We start from the raw sequence: 17,645 nt of genomic DNA on the forward strand, positions 1-17,645 counted from the left end.
GGTGGGGTTACGGGCAATTGCCGGTATCGAACACCACCGTGCCCGTTACAGGCACCACGAGGTGGCAGAACCCCAGACCGAACGTGGCGCCAGCGTCGACCGTGTTGCCGGTTCCGCTGAACGTGACGTTCGTCCCCATGTTCCGGATTCCCGCAAAGGTGAATGTGCCCCTTAGAGCCGAGTCCGTTAGGCTGAAATCGACACCTTGGTCATCGATGAAGATTCCGTGACCGCCGTTCTCAAAACTCATGCGAGAAACGCGCACGGTGCTTTCCCTGAAAATAGTCAGGCCGTCCCATGGAGCATTTCGCAATTCGACGTCGCTCACAGTCACATCGCTTTGCTCGCCAATACGGATGCCGCCGCTGGCGTCGACGATGTTCGTGTTCGACACAGTGAAGGTGTTGTTTCCGACGCCATATACGGCTTGCCGCCCTGTTTGGGTGATCAGACTGTTCGAGATGTCGGCTGATGCGTGCCTTGTTAGATAAATTCCATGCTCGCCAGCGTTGGTGATGGTAACGGCGTCGATTTTCACGTTGGTCGCGCCGGAGTGAATGTAGATGCCGTCGTTGTTGCTGAATGGCACGACCGTGCCGTCGCCAACCAGGTCCACACCGGCGATGTGCGTGTTCGAAGCCGAAATCCTCAAGATTTCGTCACGGGCGCCTCTGGCAAGCGTCGGACGCGCGCCTGGCGCCGTGAAGTCCACGACGATGCCGGACGTTACGCCGCGCACCTGGATGGTCGCGCCGCCGCCCTGGAGCGTCTGATCGCCTTGAAGCGTTTGCGCGCCCACGATGTCACCCGCGCTCCCGTCCGCGATGATGAGGGAGTTTCCGCCTGCAGCGCTCGACGTGGTGGTGAGATCGCCGGTTCCGTCGACAGTGGCGACGCGGTCGAAGCGCACGCCGGTTTTGGCGTCCTCGACGGCTTCGGTGGCGGTCCCGGCGGTTGTTGTCTGGGTTGTCGCGGTGTTGGTGACGATGTCGGTGTCGCGCTCCAGACCTTCCGACATGCGCCGCTCTTGCGCTGTGAGCGAGCGGGAGGCGACGCGCGTGCCGCTGTCGCCGAACGGAAGCCGCAGGCGTGCGCCGACTTCCACGCGGTCGTCGCGGAGTTGGTCGTGGGAGTATTCGGCTTCGAGCGTCAGGCGCGACCCGGCCCATTGGTCGATGATGTCGTCCATCCGCCACTCTGCGCGGACGCGCGGGCCGGTGACGGAGTTTGGCAGGTCCGCATGGTCGAAGTGAAACGCGCCCGCGTAGAGGCGGAGTTCGTGGCTAGGGCCTGAAAGATCCAACGGGGTCGAGAAGATCTTGGCGCCGATCTCGGCATCGAAACCGCGAAGCGCGAGTTCGTCGATCACGGTATTGGTTACGGTGGTTGTCGTGACCAATCCGATGTTGGGGCCGTTGATCTCCACTGCATGGAACGAGGCAAGAGATGTGAAAGAGGACAACGTCTCGCTATCGTTGAGCGGAAGATAGGCGTTGGCGCGGACATCCCAGCGGTCGGAGAGGGCCTCGATGCCGCCCGCGAGCTGGTGGAAGGCGTTGCCGAACTGGCTTTCGCGGATGTCGTAGCCGCCCCAGAACCCGACGTTCCAGCCGTTCGCCTGCATCTGGCGATAACCGAACGCGAAGTTGCCTTCGCGCATGTCGTCCTCGAACAGCTTGCCGCGCGCTTCGCCGAACAGGACGGAGTTGTGGCTTTGTGCGAGAGGCACCCAGAGAACCGCTTCGCCGCGGCTGGTGTCGTTCGAGCCGTAGAAGCCGCCGAGTTCGAGCCACGGTGTCCATTTGGGGTCGGACAGATCCTGGGCGGCGGCAGGGGTAAGCGTCAACGTTGCGGCAACGACTGCGGCTGCCGCTCGACCAACGCGCTTGGCCGGAATGATCGGCATGTCGTTTGTCCCCTCGTGCCTTCGTTGTGCGTCACGCACGGCGAATCATCACGAAGCCTACAGAAGATGCGGGTACGCGCAAAATAAAGACCGCTTACTGACGTATGTTCCCGGAGCTAGCGCGCGAGCAGCGGCTGGAGCGCTTTGGTGATGGCGCTGTTGCCGGCCAGGATGTTGCCGCTCTCAAGCGCGGTGTCGGCGCCGTTGATGTCGGTGACGAGGCCGCCCGCCTCGCGCACGAGCACGATTCCGGCTGCGAGATCCCAAGGCTTCAGCGCGCGTTCCCAGTAGCCGTCGTAGCGGCCGGCGGCGACGTAGGCGAGATCGAGGGCGGCCGAGCCCGAGCGGCGCAGGCCCGCGACTTCCATCATGACGGACTGCAGTTCGGTGATGAAATGCGGATGACCTGGGCGTCCACGATGGGGAATGCCGGTCACGACGACGGCGTCGCCGAGCGACTTGCGTGCCGCGACGCGCAGGCGGCGGCGATCGTTCAGGAACGCGCCCTTGCCCTTTTCGGCAGCGAACACCTCGTCGGTCGCGGGATTGTAGACGAGGCCTGCGACGAGCACGCCTTCGCGCTCAAGGCCTATCGAAATCGCGAAGTGCGGAATGCCGTGCAGGAAGTTCGTCGTGCCGTCGAGCGGGTCGACGATCCAGCGATGGGTCTTGTCGACGCCTTCGATCAGGCCGCGCTCTTCCATCAGGAAGCTGTAGCCCGGCCGGGCCTTGGACAACTCGTTGAAGATGATCTCTTCGGCCCGATGGTCGGCGGCGGAGACGAAGTTGCCCGGTCCCTTCACGGAGACCTGAAGCTGCTCCACCTCGCCGAAATCGCGCGCGAGCGAGCGGCCCGCCTTGCGTGCGGCGGCCATCATCACGTTCATCAGGGCAGAAGCGGCCATAAGCGGGTGCGATGTCCGAACAGGGTTGAAAAGGATCGAGGATCGACGAGGCGCAAGCAGGGCGGCGCCCCTGGCGAGGCTCTAAGGGTTCCGCCGGGAAGGTCAACCCCTTTCAGCCTTTTCGCTGTGTCCGGTGTCGTTCCGCCGCTCTGCGCAGGATGCGTCAGGGCATGATCTGCTTGCGCGTTTGCCAATCTTCGGCGGCTTTTTCGGCTTCCGTGCGCTCGTCTTCCGAGAGAGCTGCGACGAACTGGTCGAGCCTTTCGTCCTCGACGCCGGCGGCCTTGGCGATCAGCCGCCATTTGGCGGCCTGGACGGCGCTTGCATCGACGCCGGCTCCTTCCGCGTACACATGGCCCAGCCGGTTCTGCGCGCCTGCCACGCCTTTTTCGGCGGCGGACGAGAGGTACTTTACGGCCTTCGCCTCGTCGGCTTTGAGGCCGCGCCCCTGGAGAAGCATGACGGCGTAGTCGTACTCGGCGGCGGGCAGGCCCTGCTCGGCGGCGCGGGCGCTCCAGCGGGCAGCCTCCAGGCCGTCGTGGGGCACGCCGCGTCCGTCGATGTAGAGCACGGCGAGGTCGTACTGAGCGGCGGCAATGCCGCGCTCTGCGGCGTACTGGATGTGCTGGGCCGCGCGATGCGGGTTTTCGGGTTTGCCGGTGCCCCGGAGGAACATGAGACCCAGATTGTAATTCGCGAGCGGATCGCCGGTGATCGCGGCTTTTTCGAACATTTCCGCCGCCAGTCCCATGTCCTTGTCGACGCCGCGTCCCTCGGCCAGCATGGTGCCGAGCGCCAGCATGGCCTGGACGTCGCCGAGTTCTGCGCCGCGCGCGTACCACCGGGCGGCGACGCTCTCGTCGCGCGCGATGCCGAGGCCGTCGGCGTAGATCCGGCCGATCAGCGTGTGTGCCTGTGGGTCGTTGCGCGCCGCGGCTTCCTCCGCAAGCTTGAGCGCGGTGAGATACTTGCCCTGGTCGAAGGCCGCATAGGCGGCGTCGTCCTCCGGCAGAGCGTCCGGCGTGCTCTGAAGCTTAGGGGAGGGCGCTTGGCTTGTGCCCCATGAAAAGGGCAGCGGCGGGAGCATGCCGCTGATGGCGAGCCCGCCCACCACGCCGAACACGAGACCAACGCAACCCAGAAGGATGAAATGACCTGTCTTCACGCTCTATCATCTTTCATGAGATCGATGGTTCACGCTTCAGGCCCTGTCAGCCTGATGCCTGAACCATCGGTCTAGGCGGCATCGGCTTCGAGCCGGATGGCGGCGACCGCGGACCTGGCCCAGTCCTCGATTGCATCCGGCGCAAGTCCAGCGGGCAGGTGGAGGGCGATGAAATCGGCCCCGCTTTGGGCGAGGCGGGCCGTTTGCTCCGCCGGCCCGGGCGCGAACGCGACGGCCGGTACGACGAACACGTCCGACCACCATGCGATGAGATCCGCTTGGGCGTCGAGAGCGGTCTCCTCGGTGGATGCGAGCGTAAAGGCGACATAATCGGCGCCGGCCTCGCCGAGCGTCATGGCATCGTGACGCGAGGTGCCGGCTTCGACGCCGACGATGCTGCGGGCGCCGAGTTCTCCGCGCGCGATGCCATAAGCGGTTTCGATGTCCGGACGCCATGTGAGATGCACGCCGTCTGCGTCGACATCGCGGGCCGTTGCAACATCGTCCACCAGGAGGGCTGCGCAATCGCGCTTCTGCGCCAGCTCGACGAGTGGGCGCGCGTCGTCTGCGGCGATGCCGGACGCACCGCTCGGGGGCATCAGCACGAGGGTGACGGCCGCTGTCGTCTCCAACGCGGCGGCCACGATGGCGCACCACTCGGGATCGCTGCGCGTTTCCGCGACGAGGCACAGCTTGGTGCGGGGTTTCACGGGGGCTTTGTCGGTCATGTCCGTCGATGGCTTTCCGGTCGCGGAGGCGGGATTGGCGTTGGCCGCGAGCCTATCCGTCCCAAAGCTGGCGGAAAAGAGACACCGCGGGCCATTGTGCAACGTTAGTGAGAAAGCCGCAGGGGCCGGTTCCTGCGACCTAGGCCCGGGAAGGCTTTCCCGTTATCGTCGAGCCCGAGCGATTCGTCCGGAAAGTGTTGATTCCGGAGACAGTTGGCTCCCCTCAGGCCCGTTCCCTCCGGATGTGAGATGCAACGGCTGCCGTTTCTCGTTCGATGTCGCTTTTCGACGGGGCGGGGGAGCGCACGACATTGGGTGTCTTGAGAAAATGGGTCGGCGGCACGAAATGGCCACGCTTGTGCCTGCATTTGTGCAAACCGCTAGAGCCAGGACTTCACGCCGCCCGGACTTGAAGAGACCGACTTGAAACGAAGGGTGCCGCGTCCCCGTTAGACGGAGCCGAATTGATGCTCAGAACCGTTTCCCTGCCCGCTGCCGTGCTTGCCGCCGTTCTTACGCTTCCCGCGTCGGGCGCGTGGGCGGACCCCGTGCCGGATCGGGCAGCTCCCGCAGCGAAGGCGGCGACGGCGGATGCCGCGCGGCGTGAGGCGGACGAGGAGCATCGGAAGCGGGCGCAGGCGATGACGCGTGCGGCCATCGAAGCTCAGAAACGGGCGCTCGATGCGTTGGCTGCGAGCGAGCAGAAGACGGCCCCGAAAACCGAGGCGGCTGCCGCTGCGGCAAAGCCTGCTTCCAAAGATACGGCCGTGAAAGACAGCGCTTCGAAAGAGAGCGCATCCGAGGCGCGTGCTGCGGCGTCGGGCGCGCCCGACAGGGCTCAGACCGATGCTGTCGTGGACGAGATTGCCGAGCGTCATCGCAACGAGGCCGAGGCGGCCGAACAGGATATCGCCTCTCCCGAGGCTCCGCCCGCCAGCGCGCCAGCACAAACCGCATCCGAAGAAGCGAAGACCGAGGACACCCCTGAGGTTGCCGCCGTCGATGCCGTCGAGCAGCCTGCGACTGAGGTCGCGACGCCTGCGCCGGTGCGCGCCGATCCCGTCGTCGAGATCGTGCGCACCTGGCTTGCCGATGCGTCCAGCAAGGTGACGGCGGATAAAGCGGACCTGGATGCCGTGACGGCATTCTACGGCGCGCGGACGGAGGCGCCTCTGTGGGTCGATGCCAAGGGCTTTACGGCGAAGGGTAAAACCGCGCTCAACGAATTGAACAAGGCTGCCGAGTGGGGGCTTTCGCCGGATGCGTTCGCGCTGCCGCGGTTCAACGTTTCCGAGCCGTCTCCGGGTGCGCTCGCGGAAGCGGAAGCCCGTCTCAGCCTCGAACTCTTGAAGTACGCGCGGCACGCCCGCGGCGGGCGCATCACGCCCTCGTCGGTGAGCATGCTGCTCGACGTCACGCCGCCGGTGCGAGATCCGAACACGGTCATCGCGGAGCTGGCGAAGAGCGACGCGCCCGACCGTTATCTGAAGGGGCTGCATCCGCAGCATGAAGGCTTCAAGCTGCTGCATAAGGCGCTGCTGAAGGCGCGCGGTCCGTCGAAAGCGGATGTCGAAGTCGATCCTGCGCTGCTGATCCGGCTGCCGGAGCGCCCCGGCGTGCTGAGGCTCGGCAGCGACGATCCTGAGATCGTGCAGCTTCGCAAGCGGCTCAAGGTGCCTGCGGAAGCCGGTGCCTCGGAGACGATGTTCGACGAGGAGCTCGAAATCGCGCTCAAGGCGTTCCAGGTGGAACAGCAGATCTCGGTGGACGGCCTCTTGGGCAACGGCACGCGGCGCGCGCTCAATCGCGAGGTGGACGGGCAGCGCGGCCCCGATCCCGGACGCATGGTCCAACTCATCGAGCTTAACATGGAGCGCTGGCGGTGGCTGCCGGAGGACCTCGGCGACGTGCACGTCTGGAACAATATCCCTGAGTACGTCACGCGCGTTTACAAGGGCGACGAGGTGATCTTCAGGGAGAAGATCATTGTCGGCAAGCCGAACACTGCGACGCCGGTGTTCTCGGCCGACATGGACTTCGTGGGCTTCAATCCGACGTGGGGCATGCCGAACGGCATCAAGCAGCGCGAGCTTGCGCCGCGGCTTCGGCGCGCGGCCGAGAGCGGCGGCGGCTTCCTGTTTTTCAGCTCGGGGCCTTCGCCCTCGGATGTGATCCGTGCCTATGGCCTCAACGTTTTCCAGAACGGGCGGCAGATCAATCCGGATAGCGTCGATTGGAGCCGGGCCAACGTGCAGAACTTCAGCTTCGTGCAGCCGCCGGGGCCGAAGAACCCGCTCGGCCAGGTGAAGTTCATCTACCGCAACAAGCACGACGTCTACATGCACGACACGATCGAGCCGGGCCTGTTCTCAAGCTCGAACCGCGCGCTTTCGAACGGCTGCATCCGTGTGCAGAACCCGATGGAGTTCGCGGCCATTATGCTGCGTGAGGGCAACGGGCTGGATGAGGGCGGTGTGCAGCGGGCCATTCGTGGCGGCGGGGAGATCCGTCATACGAACCGTATTCCGGTGCACATGGTCTACTTCACCGCGCAGGCAGACGAAAACGGAAAGGTGTCGACGTTCTCCGACGTGTACGGCCTCGACGGGCGCATCTCGTCGGCGCTGCTTGGCCGTGCGCTTCCGCGCGATCCGGCAAGCGTTGAGACGGCTTCGACGGAGCCCGTGCAGCAGCGGCCGCGCGCGGGACAGAAGGGTGTCAGCAAGTCGTCGTCGAAGTACAAGGCGCCGCAGACGCTCTCCGACGCGATTACGGGCTTCTGGCTGAACTGAGGCTGTCCGTCACATTCGTGGCGTGGGAAAAGGAAACGGAGGCGATCTCGCGATCGCCTCCGTTTTTCGTTTCGGTGGAGTGTTCGGAAGCTCGGCCTCAGGCGGCCTGTTCGAGCTTGTCGTCCCACTTGCCGAGGGCAGCGAGGCTGTTCATGCGCGCGCGGTGTGCGAAGGCGCGTTGGCCGGCGGCGACGTTCTCCGATTTGCCGCCCCACGCCTTGAGGGCTGCGGCCTGAAGCGCGCGGCCGTACGAGAAGGTGAGTGCCCAGGGAAGGTTGCCCGCAGCATTCATCAGCGAGAGGTGCTTGGTGGCAAGTTCGTCCGACTGGCCGCCCGAGAGGAAGGCGATGCCGGGCACGGCGGACGGCACCGTGGACTTGAGGCAGCGGATCGTTTTCTCGGCGACTTCTTCCGGCGAGGACTGGTGCGCGCTCTTCTGGCCAGCGATGACCATGTTGGGCTTCAGCACCATGCCTTCGAGCGACACGCGGGCGTCATACAGCTCGCGGAACACGGTGCGCAGTGTCCACTCGGTGACGCGGTAGCATTCGTCGATGTCGTGGCCGGCGTGTGCGCCGTCCATGAGGACTTCAGGTTCCACGATGGGGACGATGTTCGCTTCCTGGCAGAGCGCGGCGTAGCGGGCGAGAGCGTGGGCATTGGCCTTGATGCAGCCCCAGCTCGGCAGGCCATCCGCGATGGTGATGACGGCGCGCCATTTCGCGAAGCGTGCGCCGAGGTCGTAATACTCGGCAAGGCGTTCGCGCAGACCGTCGAGGCCTTCGGTGACGGTTTCGATTTTGGACGTCGGGCCTGCAAGCGGCTTGGCGCCGGTGTCGACCTTGATGCCGGGGATCGCGCCCGCGGCTTTCATGATCTCGACGAGGGTGGTGCCGTCCTTTGCCTTCTGGCGGATCGTCTCGTCGTAGAGGATGACGCCGGAGACGTAGTTCTTCATGGCGTCGGTGGAGCGGAACAGCATTTCGCGGTAGTCGCGGCGCAGATCCTCGGTGGAGGCGGCGCCGATGCTGTCGAACCGCTTCTTGATGGTCGCGGTGCTTTCGTCGGCTGCGAGGATGCCCTTGCCGGGTGCGACCATTGCCTGGGCGATGTCTTCGAGCTTTTCGGTCATGGGCCTCTCGTCCTCGTGTTCTATTTATCGGGGGGATTGGTCCGAGCCTCGGCTCACGCAGCCGTCAGTTTGCTCAGGACCTCTTCAGAAACTTCGAAGTTGGCAAAAACGTTCTGTACGTCGTCGTCGTCTTCCAGCGCGGCGATCAGCTTCATGATGGCTTGCGCGTTGTCCTCGTCGACGTCGGTCGTGAGGTTCGGTTTCCAAACGGCTTTGACGCTTTGCGGTTCGCCGAGCTTTTCTTCAAGGGCGGCGGCGATGGTGCCGAGGCTATCGAACGAGCACGTCACGAGATGGCCGGTGTCGTCGGAGACGGCGTCGTCAGCGCCAGCTTCGATTGCGGCTTCGAGCACCGTATCGGCCGAGCCTGCGTCCGGCTTGAAGCGGATCTCGCCCACGTGCTGGAACATATGCGCCACCGAGCCCGTTGCGGCGAGATTTCCGCCGTGCTTCGTGAACACGGCGCGCACCGCGCCGCCGGTGCGGTTGCGGTTATCTGTCAGGGCTTCGGCGATGACGGCGACGCCGCCTGCGGCGTAGCCTTCGTAGCGGATCTCTTCGTAGGTTTCAGTATCGCCGCCGACCGCTTTCTTGATGGCGCGCTCGATGTTGTCTTTCGGCATGTTTTCGGCGCGTGCGGCCTGGACGGCGAGTCGGAGCCGGGGGTTCTTGTCCGGGTCGGGCATTCCGGATTTGGCCGCGACCGTGATCTCTCGCGCCAGTTTGGCGAACATCTTGGCGCGGGCCGCGTCTTTGCGGCCCTTCTTGTGCATGATGTTCTTAAACGCTGAATGTCCGGCCATTTTGTCCGAAGCTCGTCCGTCTCTAGGCTGTTGGTGGAGCAACCCTGCGAAAGGCTGCAGGATGCCCGTTTTATTGGGCTGGGGCCTGTCGCGGGTCAAGCCCCGGGTGTGCCGAAAGGGCCGCAATCCCGAGAGTTTTTCGGCGTTTCGTTCATGCCCCGAAACAATCTACGCCGTTGTTTTAGCGAGCTTCTTGCCCTGAAATGAGCTTCTTGCGTTGCGGAGGCACCCTTGCGAGAGCCTCGCGAAGGGGGTCAGAATCGCCTAATCTGGGCTCATACCGCCAATGCCCAATCGCGGACAGGGTGAGCATGCTCACCACTTACGCTGAGGGAGGGGAAGACCCCATCCTCACGTGGTTGCCATAAACTCTCTCTCTCACTCGACCCAGAAGAGCGGCTCGGTAGGCTCCAGAACGCCACCGAGCCGCAAGCTTTTTACGCGCACGGCGAGGCCGGTCGCGTCGTCCGTCTCGACCGCGAGGCCCGAGACCGTCGCGGGGCCGAGCGCAGGCTCGAAGCGCTCGCGCGGGAGACGGGTGAGGAAGCGGTTCAGGGGTTCCTCGGTGTCCATGCCCAGTACCGAATTGTAGTCTCCGCACATGCCCGCGTCCGACATGTAGGCCGTGCCGCCGGGAAGGATGCGCTCGTCGGATGTCGGCGTGTGCGTGTGGGTGCCGACAACGAGACTCGCGCGGCCGTCGACGAAATGGCCGAGCGCCTGCTTTTCGCTTGTCGCTTCGGCGTGGAAGTCGATCAGGATCGCATCGGCGCCGGATTTCAATGCGCAGGCGGTGAGCTCGCGGTCGATAGCGCGGAACGGGCAATCGATCTCCGTCATGAACACGCGGCCCATGGCGTTGATGACGAGCACGTCGGCGCCGTTCTTTGCGCGGATGAGGGCTGCACCGCGTCCGGGGGTGCCGGGCGGAAAGTTGAGCGGGCGGATCAGGCGCTCCTGGCGCGCGATGTAGACGAGCGTTTCCTTCTGGTCGAAGGCGTGGTTGCCAAGGGTTACGGCATCGGCGCCCGCGTCGATCAGTTCTTCGTGGATGCTCTCTGTGATGCCGAAGCCGCCAGCTGCGTTCTCGCCGTTGATGACGAGGAAATCGAGCTTGTAGCGTTTGCGGAGACGAGGGATCGCCTCGATTGCGGCGCGGCGGCCCGCACGGCCCACGATGTCGCCGAGGAAGAGCAGGCGCATCAGAGGTGGCCTTTGATTGTCATGCGGCTTCGCACTTCAGCGGGCCTGAGGGGGTCAGTATCCAATCGAGGCGTTCGTCATAATCCACGTGGGGGACGGCGTCGACCCGCTGCTCGTCGAAGGCAATGCCAATGGAAACGATCGGTTTCAGCGCGCGGAGGCGGGCGAGTGTGCGGTCGTAGAAGCCGCCGCCGTAGCCCAGCCGGTAGCCGCGAGAATCGAACGCGAGAAGGGGGCCGAGGACGATATCGGGGTCGACGGTTTCAGCCGTCGGAAGGGGCTCGCGGATGCCCCACATGGTCTCGCCAAGCGGCTCGCCCGGCGACCAGGCGCGGAACACGAGGGGCTTGCCTTTGCCTTCCATGACGGGAAGCGCGAGCCGGTAGCCTTCGCTTTCGAGCCGTGTCATCAGCGGTGTGAGGTCGATTTCGTCGCCGATGCCGAGAAAGCCCGACACGATGGCCGGTGCGTTCCGCCCGGCAAAAGCGATGCCGTGCCCTGCGATGGTCTCGGCGGTGGCTGCGCCCGCTTTCGCAAAGGCTTCGCTGCGCACGGCCTTGGCGCGGCGGCGCAGATCCTTCTTGAGCTCGTCGACGGACGGGGATGGCGTGAGATCAGTCAAGGCGCGATCGTTTCGGGAATAGGGCGTTTCGGGCATGTGGGCTGGCAAAGAAGCAAAGTGCCGCGGTGGCCGTTGGAACGGTTGATCTCGCCGGGTCCCTACAAATGTAAGGTGGGCGCCATATGTCCGGGGCCACGGCCCCGGCCAGGGACAGCTCCCAGGCAGATCTTATAGGCCCTGGAGATTCATGTGTTCCTGACGAACCCCGCAGCACTAGCTATGTAAGCGCAGCCTCGGGAAAAAGCGAGAGGATCAGTCGCCACGCTCGACGACGCCGCCGAGGCGCTCGATCACCCAATCGATACGGTTGGCGACGGCGCTGCGGCTTTCTTCGAGAGCGGCAATGCGCATGTGTGCGGCCTCAAGATCCGATTTGAGGCGGTCGCGTTCCTGCTCCAGCGATTTGATCCGTGTTTCGAGGCGCGCAGGGGGGCGCCCGTATCCGCCCGCTTGGATGCCGCGGCCGCCTTCGGTGCTGCAATCTTTGGTGCTGCCGGCGCCTTGGAGGCGGCAGGTGTCTTGGAGCGGGTGCGGCTTGTTGCGCGCTTCACCTTCTCCTTCGCTCGTGGAGCCATGATCTTCCCCGCCTAACTCCCTCAATGCGGCCAGTTTTGGCCGGGTCCCCTCGGGCCCGCCTCACCATAGGAAATCCAATCAGGCGGTGCAAGAAACGACCCTGCCGGAGCGTTAGCGAGGTCCTACTTTAGGGCGGAAAACCCCGTGTGGCGGCGCGCAGCATTGACAGGGCGGGGGCGCGCCAACTTAATGGCGCCCGCCCGGCGGCTTTTCAGGCGCTTCGGCCCTCTTTTCCAGCCGCCCGAGACGAACACACCCCGATTGGAGGATCCCTTATGGCTATCAAGGTCGCGATCAATGGATTTGGCCGCATCGGCCGCAATGTCTTGCGCGCGATCTACGAGTCGGGCCGCACCGACGTCGAGGTGGTGGCGATCAACGACCTCGGTCCCGTCGAGACCAATGCGCATCTCTTGCGCTTCGACAGCGTGCACGGGCGGTTTCCCGGCGAAGTGACGGTCAAGGGCGATTCGCTCGATCTCGGCCGTGGCCCCATCAAGGTCACGGCGGTGAAGAACCCGGCGGAGCTTCCGCATAAGGAACTCGGCGTCGACATCGCGTTCGAGTGCACCGGCATTTTCGCGAGCAAGGAGAAGGCGTCCGCCCATCTCACGGCCGGCGCCAAGCGCGTACTCGTTTCGGCGCCTGCGGACGGAGCGGATCTGACCGTCGTTTACGGCGTGAACCACGACAAGCTCACGAAGGACCACCTCGTGGTCTCGAACGCGTCGTGCACGACGAACTGTCTCGCGCCGGTGGCCAAGGTGCTCAACGATTTCGTCGGCATCGAGCGCGGCTTCATGACGACGATCCACAGCTACACGGGCGATCAGCCGACGCTCGATACGCTGCACAAGGATCTCTACCGCGCGCGTGCTGCCGCGCTCGCCATGATCCCGACGACGACGGGGGCCGCGAAGGCCGTAGGCCTCGTGCTGCCGGAGCTCAACGGCCGCCTCGACGGCACCTCGATCCGCGTGCCGACGCCGAACGTGTCGGTGGTGGACTTCAAGTTCGTGGCCAAGAACGAGACCAGCAAGGACGAAATCAACGCGGCGATCAAGGCGGCGGCGTCTCAGCACCTCAAGGGCGTGCTGGGCGTGACGGATCAGCCGAACGTGTCGATCGACTTCAACCACGATCCGCGCTCGTCGATCTTCCACCTCGATCAGACCAAGGTGCTGGATGGCACGCTGGTGCGCGTGCTCGCGTGGTACGACAACGAGTGGGGCTTCTCGAACCGCATGTCGGATACGGCCGTTGCGATGGGCAAGCTGCTCTAAGCGGAAACGATCCCTCGGCTTTTGAAACGCCCCTTTCTCCACCGGGAGAGAGGGGTGTTTCTTTTACAGCCAGTACCAGCCGAGGCCGATGAGGGCGAGGCCGATCAGGAGTGCGACGGTTGCGACGACGCTCAGGACCTTCGCGATGAAGTGGCCGATGACGGTGCCCGCGGCGCGGCGCGCCTTGCCCGTGACGGAGGCTTGCCCCGCGATGTCGCGATATTTTTCTTCGAGGGCTGTCGGGCTTTCGGTCGAACGCTTGCCTCTCGCGACATGCCAGGCGCTGTCCCAGGCGGCGCCGACGAGATCGTAGCGCGAGACGCGCCACAAAACGAAGAGCGCGACGAGCATGACGCCCGCGCCCCAGATCATCGTCCATTCGCCTGTGCCGAGCTCTGTTGGCATGACCATATGCTCTCCGAACGTCGCCTCCGGGCGCGTCGGATCACGGCCCTCGCGAAGGGATGATGCGAGACGGGACGGCGGTCAACAGGATCAGGGCGAGGTGGGTGTGGATTTTCCCCGCCACCAGAGGATGAGCAACACGAGGAGCGATCCCGCGAAGGCGGCGACGACATCCCTGAGCGAGATCGTTACGCGTTCGAGGCCGGGCAGCAGGTTGAGCAACCGGAACAGGAGACCGCCCACAAGCGCGCCGGCGAGCCCAAGGCCCAGATTCTTCCAGAGGCCGAAGCCGCGCTTTTCGCCCTTGGCGACGAGCCCTGCGAGGCTGCCGGCGATGAGCCCTACGATGATCCAAACGACGATGTGATCCAGGGTAACGGACATGGCGACCTCCCGATGAGGTGTTGCGAAGCGAACCTTCGGAGAATGAGCCTATCACGGACGAGCCGATAGGGTGCCGGAACCTCTGTCCTGTGTTTTTGTTAACGTGAACCGTTCAGGGATTGTTGACCGCATGCTCGGCGGCCCTGGTGAGGTGCGAGCTTGCGGTATAGATTGGTCCAGTGGGGGATTGGCTTTTTTCGACCAACCAGGAGTTTGGTCATGCAGGCTTCACCCACGACCTATCCGCCGGGCGCCGTTCGGATGCGTCCCATGCTCGATGCGCTTGCCAGAAACTGGTGGGTCATCATGCTGCGCGGCGTGCTGGCCATTCTGTTCGGTGTGCTGGCCTTCATCTGGCCGGGCATTACGCTGCTCACGCTGATTTTGCTCTATGCCGGGTTTGCGTTCGCGGACGGTGCGCTGTCGCTGATCGCAGCCGTGCGCGGCGGGACGCCAACGCCCCGATGGTGGCTGGCGCTTGTCGGCGTGATGGGCATCGGCGTCGGCGTTCTTACAATTTTCTATCCGCAGATCACCGGCCTTGTGCTGCTGATGTTCATTGCTGCGTGGGCGGTCGTGACGGGTATTCTGCAGATATACGGCGCGATCAAGCTCCGGCATGAGATCGAGGGCGAATGGTGGCTTGTCGCGAGCGGCGTTCTTTCCGTGGTCTTCGGCGGCTTGCTCGTCGCATGGCCGGGCGCGGGCGCGCTCGCCATGGTGCTCGTGATCGGCTCGTTCGCGATCATTTTCGGCGGGCTGTTGATCGGCTTCGCGCTGAGGCTACGCAAGCACGCAGCGGTCCGCATTTAACGCATTGGGCGAAGGCGCGCGCACGGCCGCGACGACGAATCAGTCGCGGCCGTGATATGGCGTGGCTATGCGGGGGCAGGCACAAATCAGAATCATCGGCATCGACCCGGGGCTTCGGCGCACCGGCTGGGGCGTCATCGAAACGGATGGCGTCCGGCTGAGCTATGTCTCGTCGGGGCTCGTCACGTCGACTTCGGACGAGGATCTCGCCTACCGGCTGCGCGAATTGTTCGAGGGGCTGACGAGCGTCATCGCGGCATCGGGCGCGCGGGAAGCGGCCGTCGAAGAGACGTTCGTGAACGAGAACGCGCGCGCGACGCTGAAGCTCGGGCAGGCGCGCGGCATGGCGCTGCTCGCGCCCGCCATGCGCGGGCTCGCGATTGCTGAATATGCGCCGAACCTGATCAAGAAAGCTGTCGTCGGCACCGGGCATGCCGAGAAGCGGCAGGTGCAGGCGATGATCGGCTTCCTGTTACCGAAAGCGCGCTTCGACAGCGCGGACGAAGCGGATGCGCTCGCGATTGCGATCTGCCACGCGAACCATCGCGGCGCGGCGTCGCTCGCCAAACGGATCGCGAAAGTGGAGGCGCGCGGATGATCGGCCAGCTCAGGGGCAAGGTGGACGCCATCGGCGAAGCGCACGCCATCATCGATGTGGGCGGGGTCGGCTACGAGGTGCAGCTTTCGACGCGCACGCTGCGCAATCTCAAGCTCGGCGAGGAGGTGGTGCTGACCATCGATACGCACGTGCGCGAGGATGCGATCCGGCTGTTCGGCTTCAAGAGCGAAGTCGAGCGGAGCTGGTTCCGCACGCTCCAGAACGTGCAGGGCGTGGGCTCCAAGGTGGCGCTGGGCGTGCTTGGCGTGATGAGCACGCAGGAGCTTGCGAACGCGGTGGCGCTCGGGAATTTCGCGGCGGTGGAGCAGGCGCCGGGCGTCGGCAAGAAGCTCGCGCAGCGGATCGTGACGGAGCTCAAGGACAAGGCGCCGGCACTGTCGGTTGCGGGGCTCAACGTGCCGCAGACGGGGCCGAGCGCAGGTGCATCCGACGTGCCGGTCGAGGGGCAGGCGGCGGCGGAGGCCATCTCGGCCCTCACCAATCTCGGTTACAATCCGGCGCAGGCGTCCGCCGCGGTGGCCGCGGCGGTGACGGAGCTTGGGGTGGAAGCCGACACGGCGAAGCTGATCCGGCGCGGCTTGAAGGAACTGGCGCGGTAGTCTTGTCGCCGCGGGCGAACGCGACGGGCGCGTTTCGGAAGCCTTGCAAAGGGAACCCCTGCGGCTAACCTTACGGCAAACTGAATTCCTCTTTTTATCGCGGGGGCTGTTTTGCGCACGTCTGCTGTTGTCGTGGCTGTCGGACTGCTGGCTGTGTCGATCGTGGCGGGCTACGCCCTGCTCTTTGACGGCGGAGAAAAACGCGAGACCGCGTCCGCGCCGGAAATCGTCGCAACCAAACCCCAGCTTTATTGCGTTTTCTTTCGCTTGTCGGGGAAGGAGCCGCGGGTGGAATTCCTGTTCAACGTCGACCGCGAAGAGCGCCTTCATTTCCGGCAGCTCTATCTCATCGAGCTGAATGGATCGGAACGCTCAGTGGATGCGAAGCAGCCGCCGTTCCCGGAGTGGGCGTTCGACGGTTCGGTCCATCCTTCGCAATTGAGTTCAGAGATCAGGGTCGTCGATAATACGGCTGCCGGGTTTCACCAGGAGCCGATTACGATCTCGATCTACGATTACGAACCGGCCACAGCCGCGCGTCAGGAATTCGAAGCGGGCTTGAAAAGCATTCATTATCAAAACCTCGCCGGGCGGTGTACCAACGTTCAAGTTCAACGGGATTGATCCGATGTGCAAGCTGTTCTCGTTTCCCGTGTGGCTCGTGCTGTCGCTGATCTGGACGGGCCTTGTGGCCTATTACGGGTTCATGAACGCGCCCTACGTGCCGCTCGACATTTCCGCCAACGATCCTGGCACCATCGAAGCGCTGAACGCTGCCACGCTCAGGCACGCGTTGTTCTTCGGTGCGCTGGCTGCCGTGCCGCCGCTGATCGCGCTTCTGTTCGGCCGGCTCGTTTGCCGGTCCCGTAGCCGGACTTGACGGCGAAAGACGCGCCCGGGATGTTTGCATCCCGGGCGCGTTTGTCTGTCGATGGCCGGATCAGGCGGCGCCGGGGCCGGGATCGTCGTTGTCGGACGCCATGTCCGCGTCGGTGCCCAGCGACTTTTTCCAGTGCGGCTGGAACTGGACGACGGCACCCGCTTCCTCGCCGCGCTTCGCGGCTTCGGGCTGATAGACAACCTTGATCAGCTTGATCGGCTCGATGATCCCGTTCGGCTTGCGCAGCGGAAACACGTCACCCTCCTTCAGGCCCAGCAGCGCGAGGCCGCGAGGCGTCGTGATGGGAAGTGCGTTGCCGGGGTTCGATGCCTTCTCGTCGCGGGTCAGGATGCGCTCCTCGGTGAAGCCGCCGCCGATGCTGATCTCGACGCGGCTGTCGATGGTCGCGACACGGCGGTCGACGGTGTGGTCGAGGAGCAGATTGGCGTTTTCGAGCTTCCCCCGCAGGAGGGCGAGATAATCCTCGTCCTGGTCCTTGGAGTTCAAAAGCGACTGCAGGTAGGCGGAATCTTTTGCGGTAATGTGGTTTTGGATCGATGACATCGCAAGCTCCGGTGGCCCGGTGCGCATGGCGGCCGGGACGAACGAATTCGGGTTTTGAGGATGTGAAAGGCTTAACCCTGGCTCGGCCGGCCAAAGGGCTTGCCGAACCAGGGCTACGGTCCTGCGACGAGAAAACCTGTGCGGGATTTTTGCGGTCTGGCCACGGCGCTTCTATCTCAAACGGAGCTACGTCAAACCATATAGATACCAGATCATTCCGTTTTAAGGGAGGGGCGGAGTGCCCCGGCAGAGAGTGCGCCCGGTGT

General features: G+C 64.4%; 19 protein-coding genes and 1 other RNA gene. 7 read left to right on the plus strand and 13 right to left on the minus strand.

Annotated features, from left to right (window positions below; genetic code table 11):
* Positions 1-7 precede the first annotated feature (7 nt).
* The 4 genes from W911_RS08045 to W911_RS17315 form a co-directional block, all read right to left on the minus strand.
* Positions 8-1,906, minus strand: a complete 1,899-nt coding sequence (locus tag W911_RS08045) for an inverse autotransporter beta-barrel domain-containing protein (protein ID WP_023787046.1) — start codon at positions 1,904-1,906, stop codon at positions 8-10.
* 116 nt (positions 1,907-2,022) lie between these two features.
* Positions 2,023-2,811 carry an inositol monophosphatase family protein gene (locus tag W911_RS08050; protein ID WP_023787047.1) on the minus strand — a complete coding sequence of 263 codons (789 nt, stop codon included), beginning with the start codon at positions 2,809-2,811 and terminating at the stop codon, positions 2,023-2,025.
* Between the two features lie 163 nt (positions 2,812-2,974).
* Positions 2,975-3,976 (minus strand): tetratricopeptide repeat protein, encoded by a 1,002-nt coding sequence (locus tag W911_RS08055; RefSeq protein ID WP_023787048.1) that lies wholly within the window; start codon positions 3,974-3,976, stop codon positions 2,975-2,977.
* Positions 3,977-4,047: 71 nt separating this feature from the next.
* Positions 4,048-4,704 (minus strand): thiamine phosphate synthase, encoded by a 657-nt coding sequence (locus W911_RS17315; RefSeq protein WP_023787049.1) that lies wholly within the window; start codon positions 4,702-4,704, stop codon positions 4,048-4,050.
* Between the two features lie 467 nt (positions 4,705-5,171).
* On the opposite strand from W911_RS17315, the gene W911_RS08065 reads away from it, so the two are divergent.
* Complete coding sequence (locus W911_RS08065) at positions 5,172-7,496, plus strand: L,D-transpeptidase family protein (protein WP_023787050.1); 2,325 nt, start codon at positions 5,172-5,174, stop codon at positions 7,494-7,496.
* A 97-nt stretch (positions 7,497-7,593) separates the two neighbouring features.
* Here the strand turns inward: W911_RS08065 and W911_RS08070 are convergent, their stop codons facing one another.
* The 6 genes from W911_RS08070 to W911_RS08090 all read right to left on the minus strand — a co-directional run bounded on the left by W911_RS08070 (position 7,594) and on the right by W911_RS08090 (position 11,856).
* Positions 7,594-8,628, minus strand: a complete 1,035-nt coding sequence (locus tag W911_RS08070) for a class I fructose-bisphosphate aldolase (protein ID WP_023787051.1) — start codon at positions 8,626-8,628, stop codon at positions 7,594-7,596.
* Between the two features lie 53 nt (positions 8,629-8,681).
* Complete coding sequence (locus W911_RS08075) at positions 8,682-9,431, minus strand: YebC/PmpR family DNA-binding transcriptional regulator (protein WP_023787052.1); 750 nt, start codon at positions 9,429-9,431, stop codon at positions 8,682-8,684.
* Between the two features lie 378 nt (positions 9,432-9,809).
* Positions 9,810-10,634, minus strand: a complete 825-nt coding sequence (locus W911_RS08080; RefSeq protein WP_023787053.1) for a TIGR00282 family metallophosphoesterase — start codon at positions 10,632-10,634, stop codon at positions 9,810-9,812.
* 19 nt (positions 10,635-10,653) lie between these two features.
* Positions 10,654-11,256, minus strand: coding sequence for a 5-formyltetrahydrofolate cyclo-ligase (locus tag W911_RS08085; protein WP_041318002.1), 603 nt, complete (start codon positions 11,254-11,256; stop codon positions 10,654-10,656).
* A gap of 53 nt (positions 11,257-11,309) precedes the next feature.
* Positions 11,310-11,473: non-coding RNA, 6S RNA (gene ssrS, locus W911_RS17795), on the minus strand.
* Between the two features lie 35 nt (positions 11,474-11,508).
* Positions 11,509-11,856 (minus strand): DUF4164 family protein, encoded by a 348-nt coding sequence (locus tag W911_RS08090; protein ID WP_023787055.1) that lies wholly within the window; start codon positions 11,854-11,856, stop codon positions 11,509-11,511.
* Between the two features lie 251 nt (positions 11,857-12,107).
* Here W911_RS08090 and gap point away from each other — a divergent pair, with 251 nt between their 5' ends.
* On the plus strand, positions 12,108-13,115 hold the full coding sequence (gene gap, locus W911_RS08095) for a type I glyceraldehyde-3-phosphate dehydrogenase (protein ID WP_023787056.1): 1,008 nt from the start codon (positions 12,108-12,110) through the stop codon (positions 13,113-13,115).
* 63 nt (positions 13,116-13,178) lie between these two features.
* Here gap and W911_RS08100 read toward each other — a convergent pair whose 3' ends face one another.
* Positions 13,179-13,520, minus strand: a complete 342-nt coding sequence (locus W911_RS08100) for a hypothetical protein (protein WP_144083563.1) — start codon at positions 13,518-13,520, stop codon at positions 13,179-13,181.
* A gap of 90 nt (positions 13,521-13,610) precedes the next feature.
* Positions 13,611-13,904, minus strand: a complete 294-nt coding sequence (locus tag W911_RS08105; protein ID WP_023787058.1) for a GlsB/YeaQ/YmgE family stress response membrane protein — start codon at positions 13,902-13,904, stop codon at positions 13,611-13,613.
* 219 nt (positions 13,905-14,123) lie between these two features.
* Between W911_RS08105 and W911_RS08110 the strand changes: the two genes are divergently transcribed.
* The 5 genes from W911_RS08110 (at position 14,124) to W911_RS08130 (ending at position 16,815) form a co-directional block, all read left to right on the plus strand.
* Entirely contained in the window at positions 14,124-14,717 is a 594-nt protein-coding gene (locus W911_RS08110; RefSeq protein ID WP_023787059.1) for an HdeD family acid-resistance protein, read from the plus strand.
* 67 nt (positions 14,718-14,784) lie between these two features.
* Entirely contained in the window at positions 14,785-15,315 is a 531-nt protein-coding gene (gene ruvC / locus W911_RS08115) for a crossover junction endodeoxyribonuclease RuvC (protein ID WP_023787060.1), read from the plus strand.
* Positions 15,312-15,935, plus strand: a complete 624-nt coding sequence (ruvA, locus tag W911_RS08120) for a Holliday junction branch migration protein RuvA (protein WP_023787061.1) — start codon at positions 15,312-15,314, stop codon at positions 15,933-15,935. Before ruvC ends, ruvA begins: the two co-directional genes overlap by 4 nt.
* Positions 15,936-16,046: 111 nt before the next feature.
* The gene (locus W911_RS08125) at positions 16,047-16,559 is read left to right on the plus strand and encodes a hypothetical protein (RefSeq protein WP_023787062.1); all 513 of its coding nucleotides are present in this window, start codon (positions 16,047-16,049) and stop codon (positions 16,557-16,559) included.
* Between the two features lie 4 nt (positions 16,560-16,563).
* Positions 16,564-16,815, plus strand: a complete 252-nt coding sequence (locus tag W911_RS08130) for a hypothetical protein (RefSeq protein WP_023787063.1) — start codon at positions 16,564-16,566, stop codon at positions 16,813-16,815.
* 60 nt (positions 16,816-16,875) lie between these two features.
* Here W911_RS08130 and W911_RS08135 read toward each other — a convergent pair whose 3' ends face one another.
* On the minus strand, positions 16,876-17,379 hold the full coding sequence (locus W911_RS08135; RefSeq protein ID WP_051388530.1) for a GreA/GreB family elongation factor: 504 nt from the start codon (positions 17,377-17,379) through the stop codon (positions 16,876-16,878).
* Positions 17,380-17,645: the final 266 nt, after the last annotated feature.

It is taken from the genome of Hyphomicrobium nitrativorans NL23, from assembly GCF_000503895.1.
Taxonomy (GTDB): Bacteria; Pseudomonadota; Alphaproteobacteria; order Rhizobiales; family Hyphomicrobiaceae; genus Hyphomicrobium_C; species Hyphomicrobium_C nitrativorans.

Coding starts and splice junctions, on each gene's coding strand:
- W911_RS08045 (WP_023787046.1), bottom strand. CDS start 1,906: ATGCCGATCATTCCGGCCAAGCGCGTTGGTCGAGCGGCAGCCGCAGTC.
- W911_RS08050 (WP_023787047.1), bottom strand. CDS start 2,811: ATGGCCGCTTCTGCCCTGATGAACGTGATGATGGCCGCCGCACGCAAG.
- W911_RS17315 (WP_023787049.1), bottom strand. CDS start 4,704: ATGACCGACAAAGCCCCCGTGAAACCCCGCACCAAGCTGTGCCTCGTC.
- W911_RS08065 (WP_023787050.1), top strand. CDS start 5,172: ATGCTCAGAACCGTTTCCCTGCCCGCTGCCGTGCTTGCCGCCGTTCTT.
- W911_RS08070 (WP_023787051.1), bottom strand. CDS start 8,628: ATGACCGAAAAGCTCGAAGACATCGCCCAGGCAATGGTCGCACCCGGC.
- W911_RS08075 (WP_023787052.1), bottom strand. CDS start 9,431: ATGGCCGGACATTCAGCGTTTAAGAACATCATGCACAAGAAGGGCCGC.
- W911_RS08080 (WP_023787053.1), bottom strand. CDS start 10,634: ATGCGCCTGCTCTTCCTCGGCGACATCGTGGGCCGTGCGGGCCGCCGC.
- gap (WP_023787056.1), top strand. CDS start 12,108: ATGGCTATCAAGGTCGCGATCAATGGATTTGGCCGCATCGGCCGCAAT.
- W911_RS08100 (WP_144083563.1), bottom strand. CDS start 13,520: ATGCCAACAGAGCTCGGCACAGGCGAATGGACGATGATCTGGGGCGCG.
- W911_RS08105 (WP_023787058.1), bottom strand. CDS start 13,904: ATGTCCGTTACCCTGGATCACATCGTCGTTTGGATCATCGTAGGGCTC.
- W911_RS08110 (WP_023787059.1), top strand. CDS start 14,124: ATGCAGGCTTCACCCACGACCTATCCGCCGGGCGCCGTTCGGATGCGT.
- ruvC (WP_023787060.1), top strand. CDS start 14,785: ATGCGGGGGCAGGCACAAATCAGAATCATCGGCATCGACCCGGGGCTT.
- ruvA (WP_023787061.1), top strand. CDS start 15,312: ATGATCGGCCAGCTCAGGGGCAAGGTGGACGCCATCGGCGAAGCGCAC.
- W911_RS08130 (WP_023787063.1), top strand. CDS start 16,564: ATGTGCAAGCTGTTCTCGTTTCCCGTGTGGCTCGTGCTGTCGCTGATC.
- W911_RS08135 (WP_051388530.1), bottom strand. CDS start 17,379: ATGTCATCGATCCAAAACCACATTACCGCAAAAGATTCCGCCTACCTG.